Origin of the sequence: Umezawaea sp. Da 62-37 (assembly GCF_032460545.1) — a bacterium.
Lineage (GTDB): Bacteria > Actinomycetota > Actinomycetes > Mycobacteriales > Pseudonocardiaceae > Umezawaea.
Genome location: NZ_CP135965.1, coordinates 11339096 through 11358311, shown reverse-complemented (window position 1 = coordinate 11358311; position 19216 = coordinate 11339096). Strand labels below are relative to the sequence as shown.

General features: G+C 72.3%; 18 protein-coding genes. 14 read left to right on the top strand and 4 right to left on the bottom strand.

The features are described from left to right. Positions 1–47: 47 nt before the first annotated feature. A complete protein-coding gene (locus tag RM788_RS50880; protein ID WP_315928997.1) occupies positions 48–641 on the top strand; it encodes a LysE/ArgO family amino acid transporter in 594 nt (197 codons plus the stop codon). Positions 642–644: 3 nt separating this feature from the next. Here RM788_RS50880 and dapA read toward each other — a convergent pair whose 3' ends face one another. After that, a complete protein-coding gene (gene dapA, locus RM788_RS50875; protein WP_315928995.1) occupies positions 645–1544 on the bottom strand; it encodes a 4-hydroxy-tetrahydrodipicolinate synthase in 900 nt (299 codons plus the stop codon). 73 nt (positions 1545–1617) lie between these two features. Here dapA and RM788_RS50870 point away from each other — a divergent pair, with 73 nt between their 5' ends. After that, complete coding sequence (locus RM788_RS50870) at positions 1618–2538, top strand: LysR family transcriptional regulator (RefSeq protein ID WP_315928993.1); 921 nt, start codon at positions 1618–1620, stop codon at positions 2536–2538. A 233-nt stretch (positions 2539–2771) separates the two neighbouring features. Beyond that, positions 2772–3680 (top strand): TIGR01777 family oxidoreductase, encoded by a 909-nt coding sequence (locus tag RM788_RS50865; protein WP_315928991.1) that lies wholly within the window; start codon positions 2772–2774, stop codon positions 3678–3680. A gap of 40 nt (positions 3681–3720) precedes the next feature. Here RM788_RS50865 and RM788_RS50860 read toward each other — a convergent pair whose 3' ends face one another. After that, positions 3721–4308: a TetR/AcrR family transcriptional regulator gene (locus tag RM788_RS50860; RefSeq protein ID WP_315928989.1), complete on the bottom strand. Its 588-nt coding sequence runs from the start codon at positions 4306–4308 to the stop codon at positions 3721–3723. Between the two features lie 96 nt (positions 4309–4404). Here RM788_RS50860 and RM788_RS50855 point away from each other — a divergent pair, with 96 nt between their 5' ends. From RM788_RS50855 to RM788_RS50845, 3 genes are all read left to right on the top strand, one after another. Continuing rightward, positions 4405–4830, top strand: coding sequence for a nuclear transport factor 2 family protein (locus RM788_RS50855; RefSeq protein ID WP_315934938.1), 426 nt, complete (start codon positions 4405–4407; stop codon positions 4828–4830). Then, on the top strand, positions 4823–5671 hold the full coding sequence (locus tag RM788_RS50850; protein WP_315928987.1) for a Rossmann-fold NAD(P)-binding domain-containing protein: 849 nt from the start codon (positions 4823–4825) through the stop codon (positions 5669–5671). Before RM788_RS50855 ends, RM788_RS50850 begins: the two co-directional genes overlap by 8 nt. 151 nt (positions 5672–5822) lie before the next feature. Next, positions 5823–7178 carry an extracellular catalytic domain type 1 short-chain-length polyhydroxyalkanoate depolymerase gene (locus tag RM788_RS50845; RefSeq protein ID WP_315928985.1) on the top strand — a complete coding sequence of 452 codons (1356 nt, stop codon included), beginning with the start codon at positions 5823–5825 and terminating at the stop codon, positions 7176–7178. A gap of 226 nt (positions 7179–7404) precedes the next feature. Here RM788_RS50845 and RM788_RS50840 read toward each other — a convergent pair whose 3' ends face one another. Continuing rightward, entirely contained in the window at positions 7405–8262 is an 858-nt protein-coding gene (locus RM788_RS50840; RefSeq protein ID WP_315928983.1) for a poly(ethylene terephthalate) hydrolase family protein, read from the bottom strand. 206 nt (positions 8263–8468) lie between these two features. Between RM788_RS50840 and RM788_RS50835 the strand changes: the two genes are divergently transcribed. From RM788_RS50835 to RM788_RS50825, 3 genes are all read left to right on the top strand, one after another. Next, a complete protein-coding gene (locus RM788_RS50835) occupies positions 8469–10928 on the top strand; it encodes a helix-turn-helix transcriptional regulator (protein WP_315928981.1) in 2460 nt (819 codons plus the stop codon). A 111-nt stretch (positions 10929–11039) separates the two neighbouring features. Then, positions 11040–11543: a SigE family RNA polymerase sigma factor gene (locus RM788_RS50830; RefSeq protein WP_315928979.1), complete on the top strand. Its 504-nt coding sequence runs from the start codon at positions 11040–11042 to the stop codon at positions 11541–11543. Continuing rightward, positions 11540–12433, top strand: a complete 894-nt coding sequence (locus RM788_RS50825; protein WP_315928977.1) for a hypothetical protein — start codon at positions 11540–11542, stop codon at positions 12431–12433. Before RM788_RS50830 ends, RM788_RS50825 begins: the two co-directional genes overlap by 4 nt. A gap of 47 nt (positions 12434–12480) precedes the next feature. On the opposite strand, the gene RM788_RS50820 is transcribed toward RM788_RS50825, so the two are convergent. Then, positions 12481–13911, bottom strand: a complete 1431-nt coding sequence (locus tag RM788_RS50820) for a hypothetical protein (RefSeq protein ID WP_315928975.1) — start codon at positions 13909–13911, stop codon at positions 12481–12483. A gap of 237 nt (positions 13912–14148) precedes the next feature. Between RM788_RS50820 and RM788_RS50815 the strand changes: the two genes are divergently transcribed. From RM788_RS50815 to RM788_RS50795, 5 genes are all read left to right on the top strand, one after another. Beyond that, complete coding sequence (locus RM788_RS50815) at positions 14149–15717, top strand: glycoside hydrolase family 76 protein (RefSeq protein WP_315928972.1); 1569 nt, start codon at positions 14149–14151, stop codon at positions 15715–15717. A 110-nt stretch (positions 15718–15827) separates the two neighbouring features. Further along, positions 15828–16427, top strand: a complete 600-nt coding sequence (locus RM788_RS50810) for a sulfite oxidase-like oxidoreductase (RefSeq protein ID WP_315928970.1) — start codon at positions 15828–15830, stop codon at positions 16425–16427. A 13-nt stretch (positions 16428–16440) separates the two neighbouring features. Further along, positions 16441–17148, top strand: coding sequence for a ferredoxin reductase (locus tag RM788_RS50805; protein WP_315928968.1), 708 nt, complete (start codon positions 16441–16443; stop codon positions 17146–17148). Between the two features lie 65 nt (positions 17149–17213). Next, positions 17214–18227 (top strand): protein kinase family protein, encoded by a 1014-nt coding sequence (locus RM788_RS50800; RefSeq protein WP_315928966.1) that lies wholly within the window; start codon positions 17214–17216, stop codon positions 18225–18227. A gap of 2 nt (positions 18228–18229) precedes the next feature. Next, positions 18230–19216 carry a hypothetical protein gene (locus tag RM788_RS50795; protein ID WP_315928964.1) on the top strand — a complete coding sequence of 329 codons (987 nt, stop codon included), beginning with the start codon at positions 18230–18232 and terminating at the stop codon, positions 19214–19216.

Here is a 19216-nt window from a genome sequence, read left to right as displayed (position 1 = left end):
GGAACTTTAGCTGGAGTGCGGGAGCACGTGCTCCTAGCGTCACCGGCATGGGTTCCGCTCTCGCCGGTTTCGGCTTCTGCTTCGCTTTGATCGTCGCCATCGGGGCGCAGAACGCCTTCGTGCTGCGCCAAGGCCTCCGCCGCGAACACGTGCTGCCGGTCGTGGTCACCTGCGTGGTGGCCGACGCGGCGCTGGTGGCCGCGGGCATCGCCGGGCTCGGCGCCGTCCTGACGTCCGCGCCCGCCGCGCTGGCGGCCGTGCGCTGGGGCGGTGCCGCGTTCCTGCTCGGCTACGCCCTCCTGGCCGCGCGCCGGGCCTTCCGCCCGAGTTCGCTCACGCCGCTGGACCTCCCGCCCGCCACGTTGCGGGCGACCATGCTGGCGTGCCTGGCGATGACCTTCCTCAACCCGCACGTGTACCTGGACACGGTGCTGCTGATGGGGGCCGTCGCCCACGACGACCCAAGCCCCTGGGTGTTCGGCGCGGGGGCGACGGCGGCGAGCGCCCTGTGGTTCACCGGCCTGGGCCTTGGCGCCCGCAAACTCGCCCCGGTCCTGTCGCGCCCGGCCGCGTGGCGGTTCGTGGACGGCTCGATCGCCGTCGTGATGACGGCGATCGGCGTGTCCCTGGCGATGGGGTGAGCCTCAGGCGGGCACGGCGGTGGTGGCCAGGGCGTCGGTCAGCCGCCGGAGGTCGGACGGCGGGGACTCGAGCAGCGGGAGGCGCACGGTCGCGTGCGGGATGATCCCCAGTTCGACCAGCGCGGCCTTGGCCATGATGGCGCCCGAGGAGGTGCGCATGACGGCGTCCACCAACGGGATCAGCGAGGTCTGGACGGCCCGCGCCGCGTCGAGGTCGCCGTGGCGGACCGCGCGGATGAGTTCGGCGTTGCGGTCGGCCGCGATGTTGCCCACGACGCTGACCACGCCGGTGGCGCCGGAGGCGAGGTAGGGCAGGTTCAGCTCGTCGATGCCGCAGTAGTAGGCCAGCGACGTGCGGGCCATGACGGACATCGCCTCGAACAGGTCGCCCTTGGCGTCCTTGACCGCCCGGATCCGGGGGTGCTCGGCGAGTTCGACCAGCGTGGCCTCCGCGAAGGCGAGACCGGTGCGCGCGGGGACGTCGTAGAGCATCACGGGCAGCGCGGTGGCGTCGGCGACCGCCGTGCAGTGGGCCAAGACCCCCGCCTGGGTCGGCCTGGAGTAGTACGGGCAGACGAGCAGCAGCGCGTCCGCTCCGGCCGCCTCGGCCTCGCGGGCCCGGCGGACGCTGGACGCCGTGTCGTTGGTGCCGACGCCGGCGATCACCTTGGCGCGGCCGGCCACCTGGTCCACCGCGGCGCGGATGAGCCGGGTGGTCTCGGCCCCGGTCAGGGTCGGCGACTCACCGGTGGTCCCGGCGACGACGACGCCGTCGCAGCCGGTGGCCAGCAGGTGGTCGACGAGGTCGGTGAGCGCCGGGTCGTCGAGCGTGCCGTCGGGGCGCATCGGGGTGACCGCGGCGACGAGGTTGGAGCCGAAGAGCAGGTGCGGCGAGTCGGTCATGGGACCACCCTGACCCGGCCAGACCCATGCGGTCCAGCGAAGGTTCTTTGCGGGTATTGCGTAGCTTGGCTTCATGATTGATGTCGGAACGCTGCGGGCACTGCGATCGGTGGCCGCCCTCGGGACGCTGGCGCGGGCGGCCGACGAACTCGGGTTCACGGCCTCGGCGGTGTCGCAGCAGATCAAGAGGCTCGAACGGCAACTCGGCGTGCCCGTGCTCGCGCAGGCGGGGCGCGGTGTCGTGCTCACGCCCGCCGGGCAGGCCATCGTCGACTCGGCGCACGAGGTGTTCCAGGCCCTGGAGCGCTGCGCCCAGGCGGCCCGGTCGGTGTCGGAGGGCGCGCCGCGCGGTGTGCTGCGGGTGGTCGCGTTCTCGACCGCCATCCGCGGCCTGCTCGCACCCGCGGTCGTGAGCCTGTCCGCGCGCCACCCCGACCTGCGCGTGGAGATCACCGAGCAGGACCCCGACCAGGCGCTCCACCGCGTCGACGCCGGCACGGCTGACCTGGCCCTCGTCCACGACGCCGACGGACTGCCGGTCCTGCCGCCGTCGTCGCTCACCCGGCGGCATGTGCACACCGACGTCGGCGACGTGGTGGTGGACCGGGCTCACCCGCTCGCCCGGCTCGACCGGCCGTTGACCGGCGCCGACCTCGCGGGCCACGCCTGGGTGACCAGCCCGCCGGGCACAGTGTGCCACCAGTGGTTCCGGCGGCTGGTCGCGGACCTGCCCGAGGAGCCGGACGTGCGCCACCTGGTCGACGACTTCGCCACCCAGCTGTCGCTGGTCGCCACCGGCGGAGTCCTCGCCCTGATCCCCCGCCTCGCCCGCCCGCCGCTGGGCGAGGGACTGGTTTCCCGACCGCTGCGCCGCAGGCCGACCCGCGAGGTGCACGCGGCGTGGCGCCGCAGCGCCGACGCCAGTCCGGCGCTCCGCGCGGTGCTCGCCGAACTCGCCCCCGAGGAGCGCGACCCGGCGCCGGACCCCCGCTGATCGGTGGTCCCGCGTGGTGCGTGAGGGGCGGTCGCCGGAGGAAGCCGACGGCCGCCGCCACCCAGTATCCGGCATCGGGACGACGGGGCGAGCCGGCGAGCGCGGTCCCTCGATCGGGAGACCGCCACCGGCCCGGCGGAGGTTCGACATTCCGCATCGGTATTGCGAGCAAGGATCGCTTTAGTGATAGCCTATAACCATCAAGAGCGGCTGTCACAACGAAGGGGTGTCCCGTGGAGCACGACGCCAGGAAGATCACCGTCTCGGGTGCGTCCGGTCTGATCGGCGCTCACCTCGTCGCCCGCCTGCGCGAGCGCGGTGACGAGGTGAGCGTCCTGTCCCGGTCCGCGAACCCCGACTTGTCGACGTGGCAGTGGGATCCGCTCGACGGACCCGCCCCGGCCGAGGCGCTCGCCGGCCGGGACGCCGTCGTCCACCTCGCGGGCGAACCCATCGGCCAGCGGCTGACCGACGAGGTCAAGGACCGGGTCCGGCGGTCGCGGGTGGTCGGCACCCGGAACCTGGTCGAGGGCCTGCGGGCGATCCCCGAAGCGGACCGGCCAAAGGTGCTCGTCTCCAGCTCGGGCGTCGCCTACTACGGGCCCCGCGGCGACGAGGAGATCACGGAGTCGACGCCCGCCGGGGACACGTTCCTGGCCAGGGTCTCCGCCGAGTGGGAGCAGGAGGCCGCCAGGGCCGCCGACTTCGGCGTGCGGGTGGTGCGGATGCGCACCGGCGTGGTCCTGGACGCCTCGGGCGGGACCTTGAAGTCCTTGCTGGCCACGTACCGGGCGGGCATGGGCGGGCCGATCGCGGGCGGCGCGTTCGCGGTGCCGTGGATCCACGTCGACGACATCGTCGGGCTGTACGTGAAGGCGGTGGACGACGCGTCGTGGAGCGGCGCCTACAACGGCACCGCGCCGGAACCGGTGACCCAGAAGGAGTTCTCGAAGGCGCTCGGCCGGGCGCTGCGCAGGCCCGCGGTCCTGCCCACGCCGGGGTTCGCGCTGAAGGTGATGCTGGGCGAGATGGCCGACATGGTGACCACTGGTCAACGCGCCGTGCCACGCCGGGCGCTCGACGGCGGGTACACCTACGCGCACCCGGACCTGGACGCGGCACTGGCGGACGCGCTGCGCTAGTGCGGCGACCGAACCCCCACCGAGTTTCGCGGTCACCGCGTTAGACCCCGATCGCGCGCATCACCAGGTCGGTCAGCTTGTCGTGGTAACCCGGTTCCAGGTCGGCGGCGCGGACGCTCAGGCGCCAGTACAGCGAGGCGGCGAGGAGGTCGAGCGCCAGTTCCAGGTCGACGTCGGGGCGCAGTTCGCCGCGGTCGACCGCGCGCAGGAGCTTGGCCCTGGCCAGTTCGCGGCGGGGTGTGCCGATCACGGTGTCGGTGAACGCGGCCAGTTCCGGGTTGCGGGCCATCTCGGCGACGAGGTCGGGCAGGATCCGGGACAGCAGGGGGTCGGTCATCCACTCGGTCAGCGCGTCGAGCGACTTGCGCACGTCGCCCCGCAGGGAGCCGGTGTCGGGGACGACGGCGAGCGGCACGACGTGGTCGGCGAGCACCGCCATCGCCATCTCCTGCTTGGACGGCCACCGGCGGTAGAGCGCGCTCTTGCCGACGCCCGCCCGTTTGGCGACGGACTCCATCGACAGCCGCGCGAAGCCCAGTTCGGCCCACTCCCGCAGCACGGCCTGCGTGATCGCCATGGTGGTGGCCGGTTGCAGCACGGCCGCTCCGGTGGGTGCGCGACGGGTCATGGGGCGGAGTCTAACCCGCGTCGGGACGGCACCGGCTCGTCCCGTGCTATGTTGGTCGGGACGCTACCGTCTCGTCCTATTTTGGAGCACTTGAAGATGAACCCCACCGAACTCGTCGACCACGCGCTGGACCTGCTGCTGCGCAAGGACATGAAGTCGTTCGCTGGCCTGTTCGCGGAGGACGGCGTCCTGGAGTTCCCGTTCGCCGCACCCGGCGCCCCGCAGCGGGTGGACGGCCGCGCCGCGATCGAGGAGTACCTGCGCGGCTACCCGGACATGCTGGACGTCCGCGAGGTCGCCGAGAAGGTCGTGCACCGGACCGAGGACCCCGAGGTCGTGATCGTCGAGATGGCGGTCGACGGGGTCGTGGTCGCCACCGCGACGCCGTACCGGATGCGCTACATCGCGGTGCTGACCGTGCGGGACGGCGAGGTCCGGCGCTACCGCGACTACTGGAGCCCGGCCGCCGCGGCGGAGATCATGGGCGGCGCCACCACGTTCGCGGGCGGCTCGGATGTCTGAGGTCCTCGTCATCGGCGCGACCGGCACGACCGGGTCGCGGGTCGCCGCGTTCCTGCGCGAGCACGGCACCACACCCCGACCCGCCACGCGCACACCCCGGTCCGCCGGGCAGGTGCGGTTCGACTGGGCCGACCGGGAGACCCACGCGCCCGCGTTGCGGCGGGTCTCGGCCGTCTACCTGGTCGCGCCCGTCGGGGTGGTCGACCCGGTGCCGCTGGTGGAGCCGTTCTTGCAGGAGGCGCTGCGCCAGGACGTCCGCCGGGTCGTGCTGCTCAGCTCGTCGGCGATGCCCGAGGGCGTGCCGCCGCTGGGCGCGCTGCACGGCCTCGTCGCCGCGACGATGCCGGAGTGGGCGGTGCTGCGGCCGTCGTGGTTCATGCAGAACTTCACCGGCGACCACCCGGCGGCGGCGGGCGCGCGGGCGGGCGGGATCGTCAGCGCGACGGGTGGGGCGAAGGTCGCCTTCGTGGACGCGGGCGACATCGCCGCCGTCGCCGGGCGCGCGTTGACCGACGACGTCCCGCACAACACCGCCCACCTGCTCACCGGGCCGACGGCGCTGAGCTACGCCGACGTCGCCGGGATCGTGTCGCGGCGGCTGGGCACGCCGGTGCGGCACCGGTCGCTGTCCACCGACGAGCTCGTGCGCCACCTGGTGGAGCACGGCGGCATGACCGCCGGGTTCGCCGGGTTCCTCGCCGCGCTCGACGAGGACGTCCGCGGCGGATCGGAGGACCGCGTCACCGACACCGTCGAGCGGGTCACCGGGCGTCCGGCCAGGAGCTTCCAGGAGTTCGCGGACACCGAGATCATGCCCGCAAAACTTTCGACACATATCTGAAAGTTTCGATCATCATCAATCGGTGCTTTCACCATTCTTGCTGTTCAGCCAACCATATGAGACCCGATACCACCCGAAACTACGCGTCCGAAAGGTGCATCGCGGCAGTACGGTGAAGCCGCCCCTGGCCGCCATCCTTCAAGGAGGAAGGATGCACCTCAGTACCTCTCCCCCCGTCGGACGCCCCGCGTCGACGGTTCCCGCCCGCCGCGGCGGCGTCGTGGTGAAAGCACTCGGAGTCCTCGTGACCGCGCTCGCCACGGTGATCGCCGTGCTGACCGCGCCGCAGGCCTCGGCCGCGACGCTCACCGAGGTGACGGGGTTCGGCACGAACCCCAGCAACCTGCGCATGCACATCTACGTGCCCGACCGCGTGGCAGCCCAACCAGGCGTGCTGCTCGCGGTGCACTACTGCACGGGCACCGGACCGGCGTTCCACTCCGGCTCGGAGTTCGCCCGCTTGGCAGACCAGTACGGGTTCATCGTGATCTACCCGTCCGCGACGCGGAGCGGGCAGTGCTTCGACGTGTCCTCGGCGCAGGCGCTCAAGCGCGACGGCGGCAGCGACCCCGTCGGGCTGATGTCGATGGTGCGCTACACGTTGCAGCGCTACAACGGCGACGCGAGCAAGGTGTTCGTCACGGGTGTGTCGTCCGGCGCGATGATGACCAACGTGATGCTGGCGAACTACCCGGACGTCTTCCAGGCGGGCGCGGCGTTCGCCGGTGTGCCGGACGGGTGCTTCGCCACCGCGGACGGCTCGGGGTGGAACAGCGCCTGCGCCAACGGCACCGTGCTCAAGACGCCCCAGGAGTGGGGTGACATCGTCCGGTCGGCCTACCCCGGCTACTCGGGCGCGCGGCCGAGGATGCAGCTGTGGCACGGGACCGCGGACGACACGCTGCGGTACCCGAACTTCGGCGAGGAGATCGACCAGTGGACCAACGTCCACGGCCTGTCGACGACGCCGACGTCCACCGACAGCCCGCAGTCGGGCTGGACCCGCACCAAGTACGGGACCAAGGTCGAGGGCATCTCGTTGCAGGGCACCGGGCACAACCTGCTCGCGTCCGGCATGGCGCTGCGGGCGATCCAGTTCTTCGGCCTGGACCAGAGCGGCCCGACCACCACCACGACAACGACGACAACGACCACCACGACGACGACCACCACGCCCAACCCGCCCGCGGGAGCGTGCAAGGTCGGCTACGTGGTCAACGCGTGGAACAACGGCCTGACCGGCAGCATCACGATCACCAACACCGGCGGCAGCGCGCTGAACGGCTGGAAGCTCGGGTTCACCCTGCCCGGCGGGCAGACGATCACCTCGGGCTGGGGCGCGACCTACTCCCCCGCCACCGGGGCGGTGACCGCGACGAACGTGTCCTACAACGGGGCGCTCGCCGCGGGCGCCTCCACCGGCATCGGGTTGCAGGCCACGCACACGGGCAACGCCGCGGCGCCGACCGCGTTCACGTTGAACGGGGCGGCCTGCGCGATCGGCTAGTGCGGTGACCGCGATCCTCACCGGGTTTCGCGCCGCTCGGGGCGAAACCCGGCAAGGGTCAGCGGTCACCGCACTGGAAGGTGAAGGGGGTGGAGGCCCGGAGGCCTCCACCCCACCTCCCCCTTCCGGCGAGGCCACGCCCTCGGAGGGTTCCGGAAGAACGGCTCGGCCCGGACGTCGCGGCTGCAGGGTTGCCGCGACGTCCGGGCCGGGTGCGTCCCGACGATCAGGACAGCGGGCAGGTGTTGCGGTACTCCTCGACCAGCGTGCTCGCCGACGGTCCGGGGCAGAGGAACTGGTCGTAGCGGGTGTCGTTGTCGACGAAGCGCTTGAGCCACGAGAGGCTGTACTTCGCGACGGTGGTGTTGGCGCTGGTGGGCGCCGAGTGGCTGGCGTTGTTCAGCTCCAGGTACGACTTGTCGGTGGCCGACGTCATGCTGGTGTAGAACGGCTCCGAGTGCTGCGAGACCGGCGCGGTGGTGTCGCTCTCCGCGCCGATGATCATCGTCGGGACCTTGACCGTCGAGAAGCTCTTGGTCGAGTGCCACGGGGTCAGCGGGATCGCGGCCTGCAGGGCGGGCCGGGTGCGCGCGGCCGCCAGGGAGCCGCCGCCGCCCATCGAGTGGCCCATCACGGCGAGCCGGGTGGCGTCCACGCGGGTGCGGACCGCGCTGGTGCCGCTCAGGTAGTCCAGTGCCGCCAGCAGCTGCGTGCCGCGGCTGTCGGGCTGGTCGAGCGTGCTGTTGGTGTCGATGGTGAACACCACGAAACCCTGCGAGGCCAAGCGCGGACCCAGCCAGCTGACGCTGGACTGCGACGCGGTGAAACCGGGCGAGATGGCGATGCCGCCGAACGTGCCGACGCTGGTGTCGGTCGGGTAGTAGATGGTGCCGCCGCCGAAGCCGGACACCGACGAGCGGGCCACGGTCGTCGTGGCGGTGGCGAACGAGCCTCGGGTCGCCTCGATGCTCGCGGTCGTGGGAGCCGGACCGCGCTCATAGGGGTTGGCCGCGGCGGTGGCGGGTACCACCGAGACACCGGCCAGGAACACGGCCAGCGCGGGGATCAGGTTGCGGAGTCGCACGGTGAATCGCACCTCGCTTGTGCAGGGGGATAAGCACGGCTGACCTTCCGGGAGCGGAGCCGCCGCACGCATCGGCGGATGTACCGGTCCACCGCAACCGCCACCGCAAGGGGTAGCGGACGCTCCATCGGTGGAACCACCGGGTTCGACCACCGCGACGAGGTCCGTGAAGGGTGAACCTTCGGCGCTTCACAACGAGTCCCGTCATGTGGGACAACTGGGGAATGCTGCTCGGACGGGATCGGCAGCGCGTCGCCGTGGACGCGGTGCTCGACCGCGCCCGCGCGGGGCGCGGCGGCGCCTTGGTGCTGCGCGGCGAACCCGGATCGGGCAAGTCGTCCCTGCTGCGGGCCGCGCGGCTGGCCGCCGCCGACTTCACCGCGGACGGCCGTCGGGTGCTGCTGTGCGTGGACGACGCGCACCGCCTCGACCTGACCGCGCTGCTCGACCTCGTGCGCGAGATCGACGACGAGCCGGTGGCCGTGCTCATCGCCACCGAGGGCGGCGCGCTCGGCCTGCCGTGCGTCGACCTGGAGCCGCTCGACCACGCCACCAGCATCCGCGTGCTGCGCGACCTGCGGCCCGGTCTGTCCGCCGACCTCGCCGACGACCTCGCCCACACCGCCTGCGGCAACCCGCTCGCACTGGTGGAACTGTCGCGGTCGCTGACCAGCGAGCACCTGGGCGGCGCCGTGCCCGCCCCGCACCTCCTGCCCGAGGGCAGTTCGCTGCGCCGCAGGCTGCGCGACCGGCTGGACGCCCTGTCCGACCCCGCCAGGCACGCGCTCGCGCTCGTGGTGGTCGACGGCGACGTGGACGTCGAGACCCTGGTGCGCCTGCCCGGCCTCGGCGTGGCGGCGGTCGAGGAGGCGTCCGCGCTGATGGACCCCCGGCCGCTCGTCCGCGAGACGCTGCGCGCCGAACTCCCCCTCTCAGCCCGCTACGCCGCGCACGCCACCCTCGCCGAGTCCCTGCCGCCGGGACCGCGGCGGACGTGGCACGAGGCCGTGCTGCTGCCCGGCGCGCGCGACACCCAGGCCGACGGCCTCGCCGAGGCGGCGTCGCTGGCGCGCCGTCGGGGCGACTTCGCCGCGGCGGCCCGCGACCACGGCCGCGCCGCCGCCCTTACCACCGCCTACGACCACCGGGCGCGCCTGCTGGTCGCCTCGGCCGCCGACCACTGGAAGCGCGGTGTCCCCCACCAGGCCCGAGCCCTGCTGCGCGAGGCCACGCCGCTGTCGGACGACTCCGAACTGCGCGCGCTCGCCGACGTGGTGCGCGGCGGGCTCGACCTGGGCAACGGCCAGCCCGACACCGCCGCGCGCAGGCTCATGCGCGCCGCGGGCGACCTGCTGGGCACCAACCGGAGCCTGGCGATCACCGCGCTGGGCTTCGCGGGCGAGGCCGCGGCCATGGCGGGCGCCCACCACATCCACGGCCGGATCGCCGAGTTCGCCGCCGGGCTGCGCACCCATGGCGAGCCCGCCACGACCCGGCTGATCCTGGACCACCTGGTCGGCACCGCGGCGAGCTACGCGGGCCGCCACGAGGAGGCGCGACCCGCCCTGCGGTCCGTGGTGGAACTGGCCGACGTCGACCCCACCCCGCACGGGAAGATCTGGGGCGGCCACGCGGCCTACATCCTCGGTGACGCCGACAAGGCGCACGAACTGGCGGGACGCGGCGTGACGGCGGCCCGCGAGAGCGGCCTGACCGCGCTCGTGCCGTGGGCGCTGACCTGCCGCGCCCTGTCGGCGCTGATGGTGGACCAGCACTCGGTCGCCCTCACCGCCGCCTTCGAGGGCGTGCACGCCGCGGGCGCCGCGGGCCAGCACAACGCCGTGGTCGACCACCTGGTGATCCTCGCCCTGCTCGCGGCGCTGCGCGGGGACGCCGACACCGCGGTGCACCGGATCGGCAACGCGGCCGAGCAGATCGAGCACCGCGGCCTCGGCCGGTGCGGCACGATCGGCGCGTGGGCGTTCGTGTGCGTGGACCTGACCCGCGACCGGCCCGCCGACGCGCTCAGGCGCATCCCGCCGATCGCGGCGGGCGGCGTGCACGCGGGCATCAAGGCCATGGCCGCACCGCACCTCGTGGAGGCCGCCGTCGCCTGCGGGCGGGCGTCCTCGGCGGAGGGCACCCTGCGCCGTTACGACCGGTGGGCGCGCAGCAGCCAGAGCCCGGCGCGGATGGCGCTCGCGCACCGCTGCCACGCGCTGATGTCCGACGGGGCGGAGGCCGACGAGCACTTCACCGAGGCGATCCGCCTGCACGAGGTCAGCGGCGCCACGATGGAGCTGGCCAAGACCGAGCTGTTCCACGGCACCCGGCTGCGCCGCAACCGCAAACCCAAGCAGGCCAGGGAACTCCTCCGCGACGCCGTGCGCCACTTCGAGTACCACGAGGCCGACTACTGGGCCGACCGCGCCCGTGCCGAACTGCGCGGCGCGGGCGACACCACCAGCTCGCCGCACGCCGGGCGCGCCGTCGACCTGACCCCGCAGCAGTCGCAGATCGCCCGGCTCGTCGCCGAGGGCGCCACCAACCGCGAGGCCGCCGCGCGCCTGTTCCTCAGCCAGCGCACCGTCGAGCACCACCTGCGCAACATCTTCACCAAGCTCGGCATCCGCTCCCGCATCGAGCTCACCAAGGTGTTCACCTGAGCCGGTGCCCCGCCGTCCCGCGGAGAACGATCAAGATTCCCGTCCCCGAGGTGCAACCGGATCGGTCGCCATGAGCGTGACTAGCCCGGTACCGCACGATGGAGGGGTCGAATGAGTGATCGGGACGCCGAGTTCGCCGAGTACTTCGCGGGGAGGTCGAGCGCCATGCGCGGCACGGCGTACTTGCTGTGCGGCGACTGGCACAGGGCCGAAGACCTCGTGCAGGCCACTTTCACCAAGCTCTACCTGGCCTGGCGGCGGATCTCCCGGCACGAGGTGCTCGACGCCTACACCCGGCAGATCCTCGTGCGCACGTTCGTCTCGGACACCCGGCGCGGCTGGTTCCGCAAGGAGCGCCAGGCCGACTTCCCGCCGGACTCCGAGGCACCGGGGAGCGGGTCCGCGGAGGACCGGCTCCTGCTGATCGAGGCGTTGACGCACGTCGCGCCGCGGCAACGGGCGGTGCTCGTCCTGCGGTACTGGGAGGACCTGTCGGTCGAGGAGACCGCCAGGGCGTTGAACTGCACGACGGGAACGGTGAAGAGCCAGGCCGCGCGGGGGCTGCAGACGCTGCGCGGTCGGCTCGCCGACGAGTACCAGGAGAGGGTCCGATGAACGAGCACGAGCTCAAGAGCGCCTTGCGGGACGTGATGGTGGCGAGCAGCCCCCCGCCGCCCATGGACACCGGGACCGCGGTGGCCGTGGGGAGGAAGGCGCGGGCACGGCGCCGCGCCACCTGGGGCGGCGCGGTGGCGGGTCTGGCGGTCGTGGGGATCGCGGTGGGCGCCACGTACCTGCCGTCGTTGACCGGCGGCCAGGTCGAGAGCGCGGGGCCGGGGAAGGGATCTGACAACCCCATCGGGGTCACCGGGAGCCTGGTGCCCAACGCGCCCGCGAACGAAACCGGCAGGCCTTCGGCCGGGGCCCCCGGCACCGAGACGAGCTGGCCGGACGGGCAGACCGACCGCACGGCCAGCAACGGGCCCCGCGCGGACAAGAGCGCGGGACTGGTGGCCGGGCTCAGGGCGGCGCTGCCGCCGGGGCTGCTGGGCGTCGACAGCCTCAAGGAGGCGACGAGCCGCACCCAGTCCCAGTTCGAGGCGTACACCGACACCGGCGGTCAGGTGTGGGAGTACCTGGCGTCCACGCCGGTCGTGGCGACCGGCGGTGAGAAGACCGGGACCCTGTACGTGCAGATCACCACGGCGGGCAACGACTTCCCGGCCGATCCGTGCGGGGCGACCACGCGGAGCTGGGGCATCAAGGGCACCTGCGCGGTCGTCGACGTCGACGGCAAGCAGGTCGGGGTGCTCACCTCCGACGGCGGCGGCAGCGAAACGGAGTTCGACCAGCTCGTCGCCTACCGGTACGACGACGGCACCGTGGTGTTCGTCGCGCAGGCCAAGGACGTCGACGGCAGCACGCTGACCCCGCTGGACGCCCTGCCGCTGACCTCGCAACAGCTCACGGCGCTGGTGACCGACCCGAAGTTCCACCTGGACTGACCGGTGCCGGGCTTGCGGCGGCCGTGACCGCCGCAAGCCCGTCCCGCTCAGCCGGTGGACGTGGTGATCACCGAGAACACCGATCCCTGCGCCGCTACCCTGGCGCTGAGGTCCGTGGTGATCGTGTCGATCGGCACGTAGTTGTTCAGCTCCCCCGACTGGCAGGCCCCGGAGCGGCTCTGCTGGCTGCCCTCCAGGATCCCCAGCGCGGTGTGGTCGACCTGGCTGAACAGCGGTCCCCCGCTGTCACCCGCGCGGGCGCAGAGGTCGGTGTTGATGCCGACGTCGGTCGACAGGACCCGGCCGCACCGGGTGCCGACGAGGTAGTCCACGCCCGCGCCGCTGTCGACGGAGTCCGGGTAGTTGACCGCGCTGGAACCGGATCCGGTCGCGCACACGACCGACCCGGCCCTGACCTGCGCCAGCCCGCGCACGCCGGTGATGTACTCGTCCACGGACGTCGCCTGCTGACCGCACGGGGTGTCGCCGTCGCTGTCCAGTCCGCCGTTGCGGCAGTAGGTCAGGACCCGGTTGCGCCCGGTCTGGCTGTCGAGCCACGCGGTGGCCGTGGCGGTGTCGACGTAGGGCAGCGCCGCGTAGTCGTAGGGGTAGGAGTTCTTCTCGATCCCGTGCTGCGCCAGGACGTCGAAGCCGTTGTGCTGGGTCGGCGTGTTGTTCGTCTTGGTCGCCATGCAGTGGCCCGCGGTCAGCACCCACGCCTTGCCGGGGAACCCGCCGCCGGTCGAGCGGAGGTTGAACGCGCTGGTGCACCCGCCCCAGGTCCCGTTGTCCCGCTTCATGTCCAGCCGCAGACCGCCCCTCATCGGGCCGTAGTCCGTGCAGTACAGCGGATGGCAGAAGCCCCAGTCCACGTCCGGGGTGGAGGCCAGCGGGATCGGCTTCACCAGCGTCCGCACCACCGCGGGCTCACCGGAGACCGCGCGCCGCACGGCGTCCGTCGTGGACCCGGTGGCCGACAGCCCCTTCTCCTTGGCGACCCAGTCGCGCTCCCAGACGACGACCCGGTTCTCCGCCTCGCTGACAGCGGGCAGGTAGATCGCGTCCGAACCGGTCCCGACCTGCGCGGCGATCCTGTCCCGCGCCTTCGTCAGGTCCGCCAGCGAGTAGCCGACCCGGTCGGTCCGCACGTGCGCGCGGTCCAGTCCCGCCAGGAACGGTTCGGCGGCGGCGGGCTTGGTCATCGAGACCACCAGCACCCCGCCCGCCTCCTGGTCGATCCGCATGCCGCCGTACTCGGCGCCCGCGTCGCGCCGCAGCCGCTCGTCGAGGCCCGCGGCGTCGCGCTGCAACTCCAGCCGCCGCAACGCCTCCCGCTCGGACACGCCGAAGGTCTGCACCAGGTACCTCACCGACGGCAGCACCGACGCGAGGTCGAGCGACCCGGCAGCCGACGGCGCCGCGCCGACACCGGTGGACGAACCGGCCACCACTATCGCGGCCGCCGCGAACACGGCCATCACGGCTCTTGAACTGAACGCTCTCACCATCGACATCCCCCAGTGATCGGTTGCCCCTCCATGGAACACATCCGGGGCGACCACGTCCGGGGAACGGGGGAGGTTGCCACGATCGCCGCACGAATGTCCGGAAACCTGGCCTGTCCCCGATGTTGACTCCATTGGTCGCCGAACTTTAATCTCGGGTTGAGAGCGCTCTCACATTTCAGACCACCCACCCCTGCTCCGGGAGGTCTCGTGCTGAACGCTGTCGTTCTCACGTCCCTGGTCCTGTCCCTCGTCGTGGTCCCGCCGCCCGAGCCCGCCGCGGTCCCGCCGCCGGCCGCCGCCTGCGACAACTACTGCGACACCCGCGATCCGGCGCTGCCGCGCAGCGCACAGCGGTCCGCGACCCGGCCGGACGCCACGTCCACCAGGTCCACCGGTGGCCCGTCGTCGAGCGGGCAGTCCCCGCCGTCGGCGCAGGCCGCGATCTGCAACAAGTACTGCGACGCCCGCGATCCGGGGCTCGCGCCCGCCGACCGGGTCACCCAGACCACGACCGTCGGCGCCAAGCAGGTCTCGATGCACTTCGACGACACCGACGCCATGGGCTGGGCCCGGATCACCCCCGCCGCGCAAGGCGACGAGGTGTGGCTGGACCGGTCGTTCGACGCGGGCGTCAGCTGGGGTTCCGGCTCGAAGCTGGGTGACACGACCACCCCGGCGGGGTTCGGCGACTGGCGCACGATGATGTTCAACGTGGACGACTGGGCCAACCTGGGCGTCGGCCTGCTGCGCGCCTGCGGCAGGCCGTCCGGGTCGACCGCCATCGGCTGCACGGCCTGGTACCGCACGACGTGGAACGCCGGGAACCGCCGCACCGCGGCCGCCACGGCGCTGATGGAGCGGTACAACCGCGGCAACGGGCTGTTCGACACGACCGGCTGGTGGAACTCGGCCAACGCCCTCACCGCGATCATCGACAACGCCCGGCTGACCGGGATGAGCAGCTACCGCTACGCCATCGCGAAGACCTACGACCTCAACCGGACCGCCTGGGACGGCAACTTCATCAACGCCTACAACGACGACGTCGCCTGGTGGGGCCTCGCGTGGATCGCCGCCTACGACCTCACCGGGGACAGCCGGTACCTGAACACCGCCCGCGCGGACGCCGACCACATGCAGCTGTACTGGGACTCGGTGTGCGGCGGCGGGGTGTGGTGGAGTTCGAGCAGGACGTACAAGAACGCCATCACCAACGGGCTCTACGTGCAGATCAACGCGGCGCTGCACAACAGGATCGGCGGGGACACCGTCTACCTGCAACGCGCCCGCACCGGCTGGACCTGGTTCCAGAACAGCGGGATGATCAACGGCTCCAACCTCGTCAACGACGGCCTCACCTCCGGCTGCGCCAACAACAACCAGACGACGTGGAGCTACAACCAGGGCGTGCCGCTGGCCGCGCTGACCGAACTCAACCGCGCCACCGGTGACAGCGCTTTCCTGACCAAGGCCCGCACGATGGCGAACGCCTCGACCGGCAGCGGCTCGCTCAACCCCGGCGGCATCCTGTTCGACAACGGGGGCGGCGGTGACGTCCCGTCGTTCAAGGGCGTCTACGCCCGCGGCCTGGCGGCGTTGAACGGCGCGCTGTCCGACCACCCGTACACCGCGTACCTCCAACGCCAGGCCGACAGCGCGTACAGCCGCGACCGCTCCGGCGCCGACTCCTACGACCAGCCGTGGGCGGGCCCGTTCAAGATCAGCGACGGGGCCCGGCAGCACAGCGCCGTGGACCTGATGAACGCCGCGGGCTGACCTCCGCGTGGCGCCGTGCCCCCTCACGGCGTCACGCGGGGTGCGGCACGTCACCGGGCCGATCCGCCGATCGCGGTGAAGACTGGGCGCCACGGAGGAGAGGAGGGCCCGTGGCGATCGTCTCGCGCGGATTCCGCGGCAGGCCGCGCGAGGATGGCGCGGCGCTGCCGCCCGGCCAGTACCGGACCGAGGACTTCCCGGTGCTGTCCACGGGCCCGACGCCGCGGGTGTCGACCGACCGGTGGAAGTTCACCGTCACCACCGAGGTCGGCGTCGAGCACACCTGGACGTGGCGGGACCTGCTGGCGCTGCCGCACGAGAAGCCCAGGGTGGACCTGCACTGCGTGACCAGGTGGTCCAAGTTCGGCACCACGTGGCAGGGCGTGTCGCTCGACGTGCTGCTCGACGGCGTGGAGACCACCGCGGACCACGCGATGGTGCACTCCTACGGCGGGTACACCACGAACCTGCCGCTGCTGGACCTGCTCGACGGGCAGGCGTGGATCGTCCGCCGCTACGACGGCGCGGACCTCACGCCGGAGCACGGCGGCCCGGCCCGCCTGCTGGTGCCGCACCTGTACCTGTGGAAGTCGGCGAAGTGGGTGCGCGGCATCCGGCTGATGCGGGAGGACGCTCCGGGCTTCTGGGAGGCCGTGGGCTACCACGGCTACGGCGATCCGTGGCGCGAGCAGCGCTACCAGGGCGACTAGCTTGGTGCGCGGGATGGCCTGGCACGTCGCGACGGTGGTCGCCGTGCGGGACGAGACGCCGGTCGCGCGCACGATCGTGCTGGACGTGCCGTCGTGGCCCGGCCACCTCGCGGGGCAGCACGTGGACCTGCGGCTCACCGCCGAGGACGGCTACAGCACCCAGCGCGGCTACTCGCTCGCCGCTCCCGCCAACGGCCACCGGATCGAGTTGACCGTGCAGCGGGTCGAGGACGGCGAGGTGTCGCCGCACCTGACGCGGGTCGTGGAGGTCGGTGACGTCTTCGAGCTGCGCGGCCCGATCGGCGGCTGGTTCGTGTGGCGGCCGGAGGACACCGCGCCGGTGCTGCTGCTCGCGGGCGGGTCCGGCATCGTGCCGCTGATGGCGATGATCCGCGCCCGCCGCTCCCCCGTGCCGTTCCGCCTGCTCTACTCGGTCCGCCGTCCCGCCGACCGCTTCTACGTGGACGAGTTGCGAAACCCGCCGCCCGGCGTGGACGTCACCTACGTCTACACCCGCAACCCACCCGAGGACTGGCCCCGCCCTCCCGAGCGGCTCAACGCCACCGACCTCGCCACCGCGGGCTGGCCCGCCGACCTCACCCCGGACTGCTTCGTCTGCGGCCCCACCGGTTTCGTTGAGGCCGCCGCCGACCTGCTCGTCGGCCTCGGCCACGACCCGAGCCGGATCAGGACCGAGCGCTTCGGCACGGGCGGCGACTGACCCGTCGGCCCGCTGTCGTCCGGAACACAGTTGCGCTCCGGGTTTGAGTTACATAGACTCAAACCATGTTCACCAGGCAAGAGGCACTGGACCAGGTCGAGCGGGCCACCTCGCCCACCGACCTCTTCGGTCCTCCCACCACGGACGCGGACCTCCGGAAGGAGGCTCAGCGCCGCTACCGGGGACTGGCAGCCGTGCTGCACCCGGACGTGGTCGGTCCGGCCGACGTGCGGGCGCACGCGGCCTCCGCGGAGCTGACCCGGCTGCACCACGAGTGGCGGCAGGCGACGTCGGTGGAGCTGCGGACCGCCACCGGGACCTACCGGGTCGGCGCGCCGCACGCGGTCGGCAGCGTCGCGAACGTGTACCGCACCGACGGGCCGCGGGTGGTCAAGGTGGTGCGCAACGCGGCGCTGAACCCGTTGCTGCACGCCGAGTGGCAGGCGCTGCGGGAGCTGCGCAAGTTCACCAACCGCGAGCCGTGGCTGCGGCCCTACTACCCCCGGATCACCGACTGCTCGGGCGACGTGGCCCGCGGCGACCGGGCGTTCACCGTCCTGGAGCCGCTGGTCGACGGGTTCGTCACGCTGGCCGAGGTGAAGCGGGCGTTCCCGAACGGCCTGGACGGCCGCGACTACGCGTGGATGCACCGCAGGCTGCTGCGCGCCGTGGCGGGCGCGCACCGGATCGGGCTGGTGCACGGCGCGATCTCCGCCGACAACGTGCTGATCCACCCCGAGCAGCACGGCGTCGTCCTGGTCGGCTGGTCGTTCGCGGTCGAGACGGGGCAGCGGCTGCTGGCGACCAGCAAGGCGATCGACTACCCGCCGGAGGTCCGCGACGGATCACCGGTCACCACCGCCACCGACGTCCACATGGCGCACGCGCTGATGCTGGAGCTGTTGGGGCGCGACGAGACCCGGCAGCGCGCGTTCGCCACCGGGTGCATGCAGGACAACCCGACCCGACGGCCCGACGCCGTCGACCTGATGGGCGAGTACGACGAACTGCTCGACGAACTCCACGGCGCGCGGGTGTTCCGCCCGTTCGCCCTTCCGCACCTCAAGGCAGGAGCCTGACCATGGGACACGGCAGCTGGGACGACAACGCCTACGCGGCGGCCAAGACCTTCCGCGCGGCGAAGGGGATCGACGACTTCGGCTACACCTCGGCGATGCGGGGGACGCCGTCGGCCAAGTGGAAGGCGGCGCCGTCGATGGACCCGTTCGGCGTGACGGCCCGCGAGTGCCGGGACTCGCCCGACCACGCCGACTCCACGCCGATCGCGGTGCTGTTCGACGTGACGGGGTCGATGGGCAGCGTCCCGAAGATCATGCAGGGCAAGCTCGGCAAGCTGCACGGGTTGTTGCAGCGCAAGGGGTACGTCACCGACCCGCAGCTGATGTTCGGCGGGATCGGTGACGCCGACAGCGACCGGGTGCCGTTGCAGGTCGGCCAGTTCGAGTCGGACAACCGGATGGACGACCAGCTGCGCGACATCTTCCTGGAGGGCAACGGCGGCGGCCAGAAGAGCGAGTCCTACGAGCTGGCGGCGTACTTCGTGGCCCGCCACGTGGTGACCGACGCGTGGCAGAAGCGCGGCCGCAAGGGGTACCTGTTCATCATCGGCGACGAGCTCAACAAGCCCCGCCTGGAGGCCAGGCACGTCAAGCGGGTGATCGGCGACGACATCGGCCAGGACGTCGACCCGCTGTCGGTGTACCGGGAGCTGGCCCGCAAGTGGCACGTGTACTTCGTGCTGCCCAACAAGTCCTCTTACTTCAACGATCCCGCCATCGCCGACCACTGGCGCGACGTGCTCGGCCAGAACTTCCTCAAGCTGGACGACCCCGGCGCGGTGTGCGAGCTGATCGCCGCGACCATCGGGCTGGAGGAGCGGGTGGTCGACCTCGACCAGGCGCTGGTGGACCTCGCCGAGGTGGGGTCGGCCGCCGAGAGCCGCGCGGTCGGCAAGGCGCTGGTCCAGGTCGGCGCGAGCGCCGGGGCGCTCACCAGGTCGGGCACTCCCCCGATGCTGGACGGTCCCGACGACGTGGCGCTGAACTGA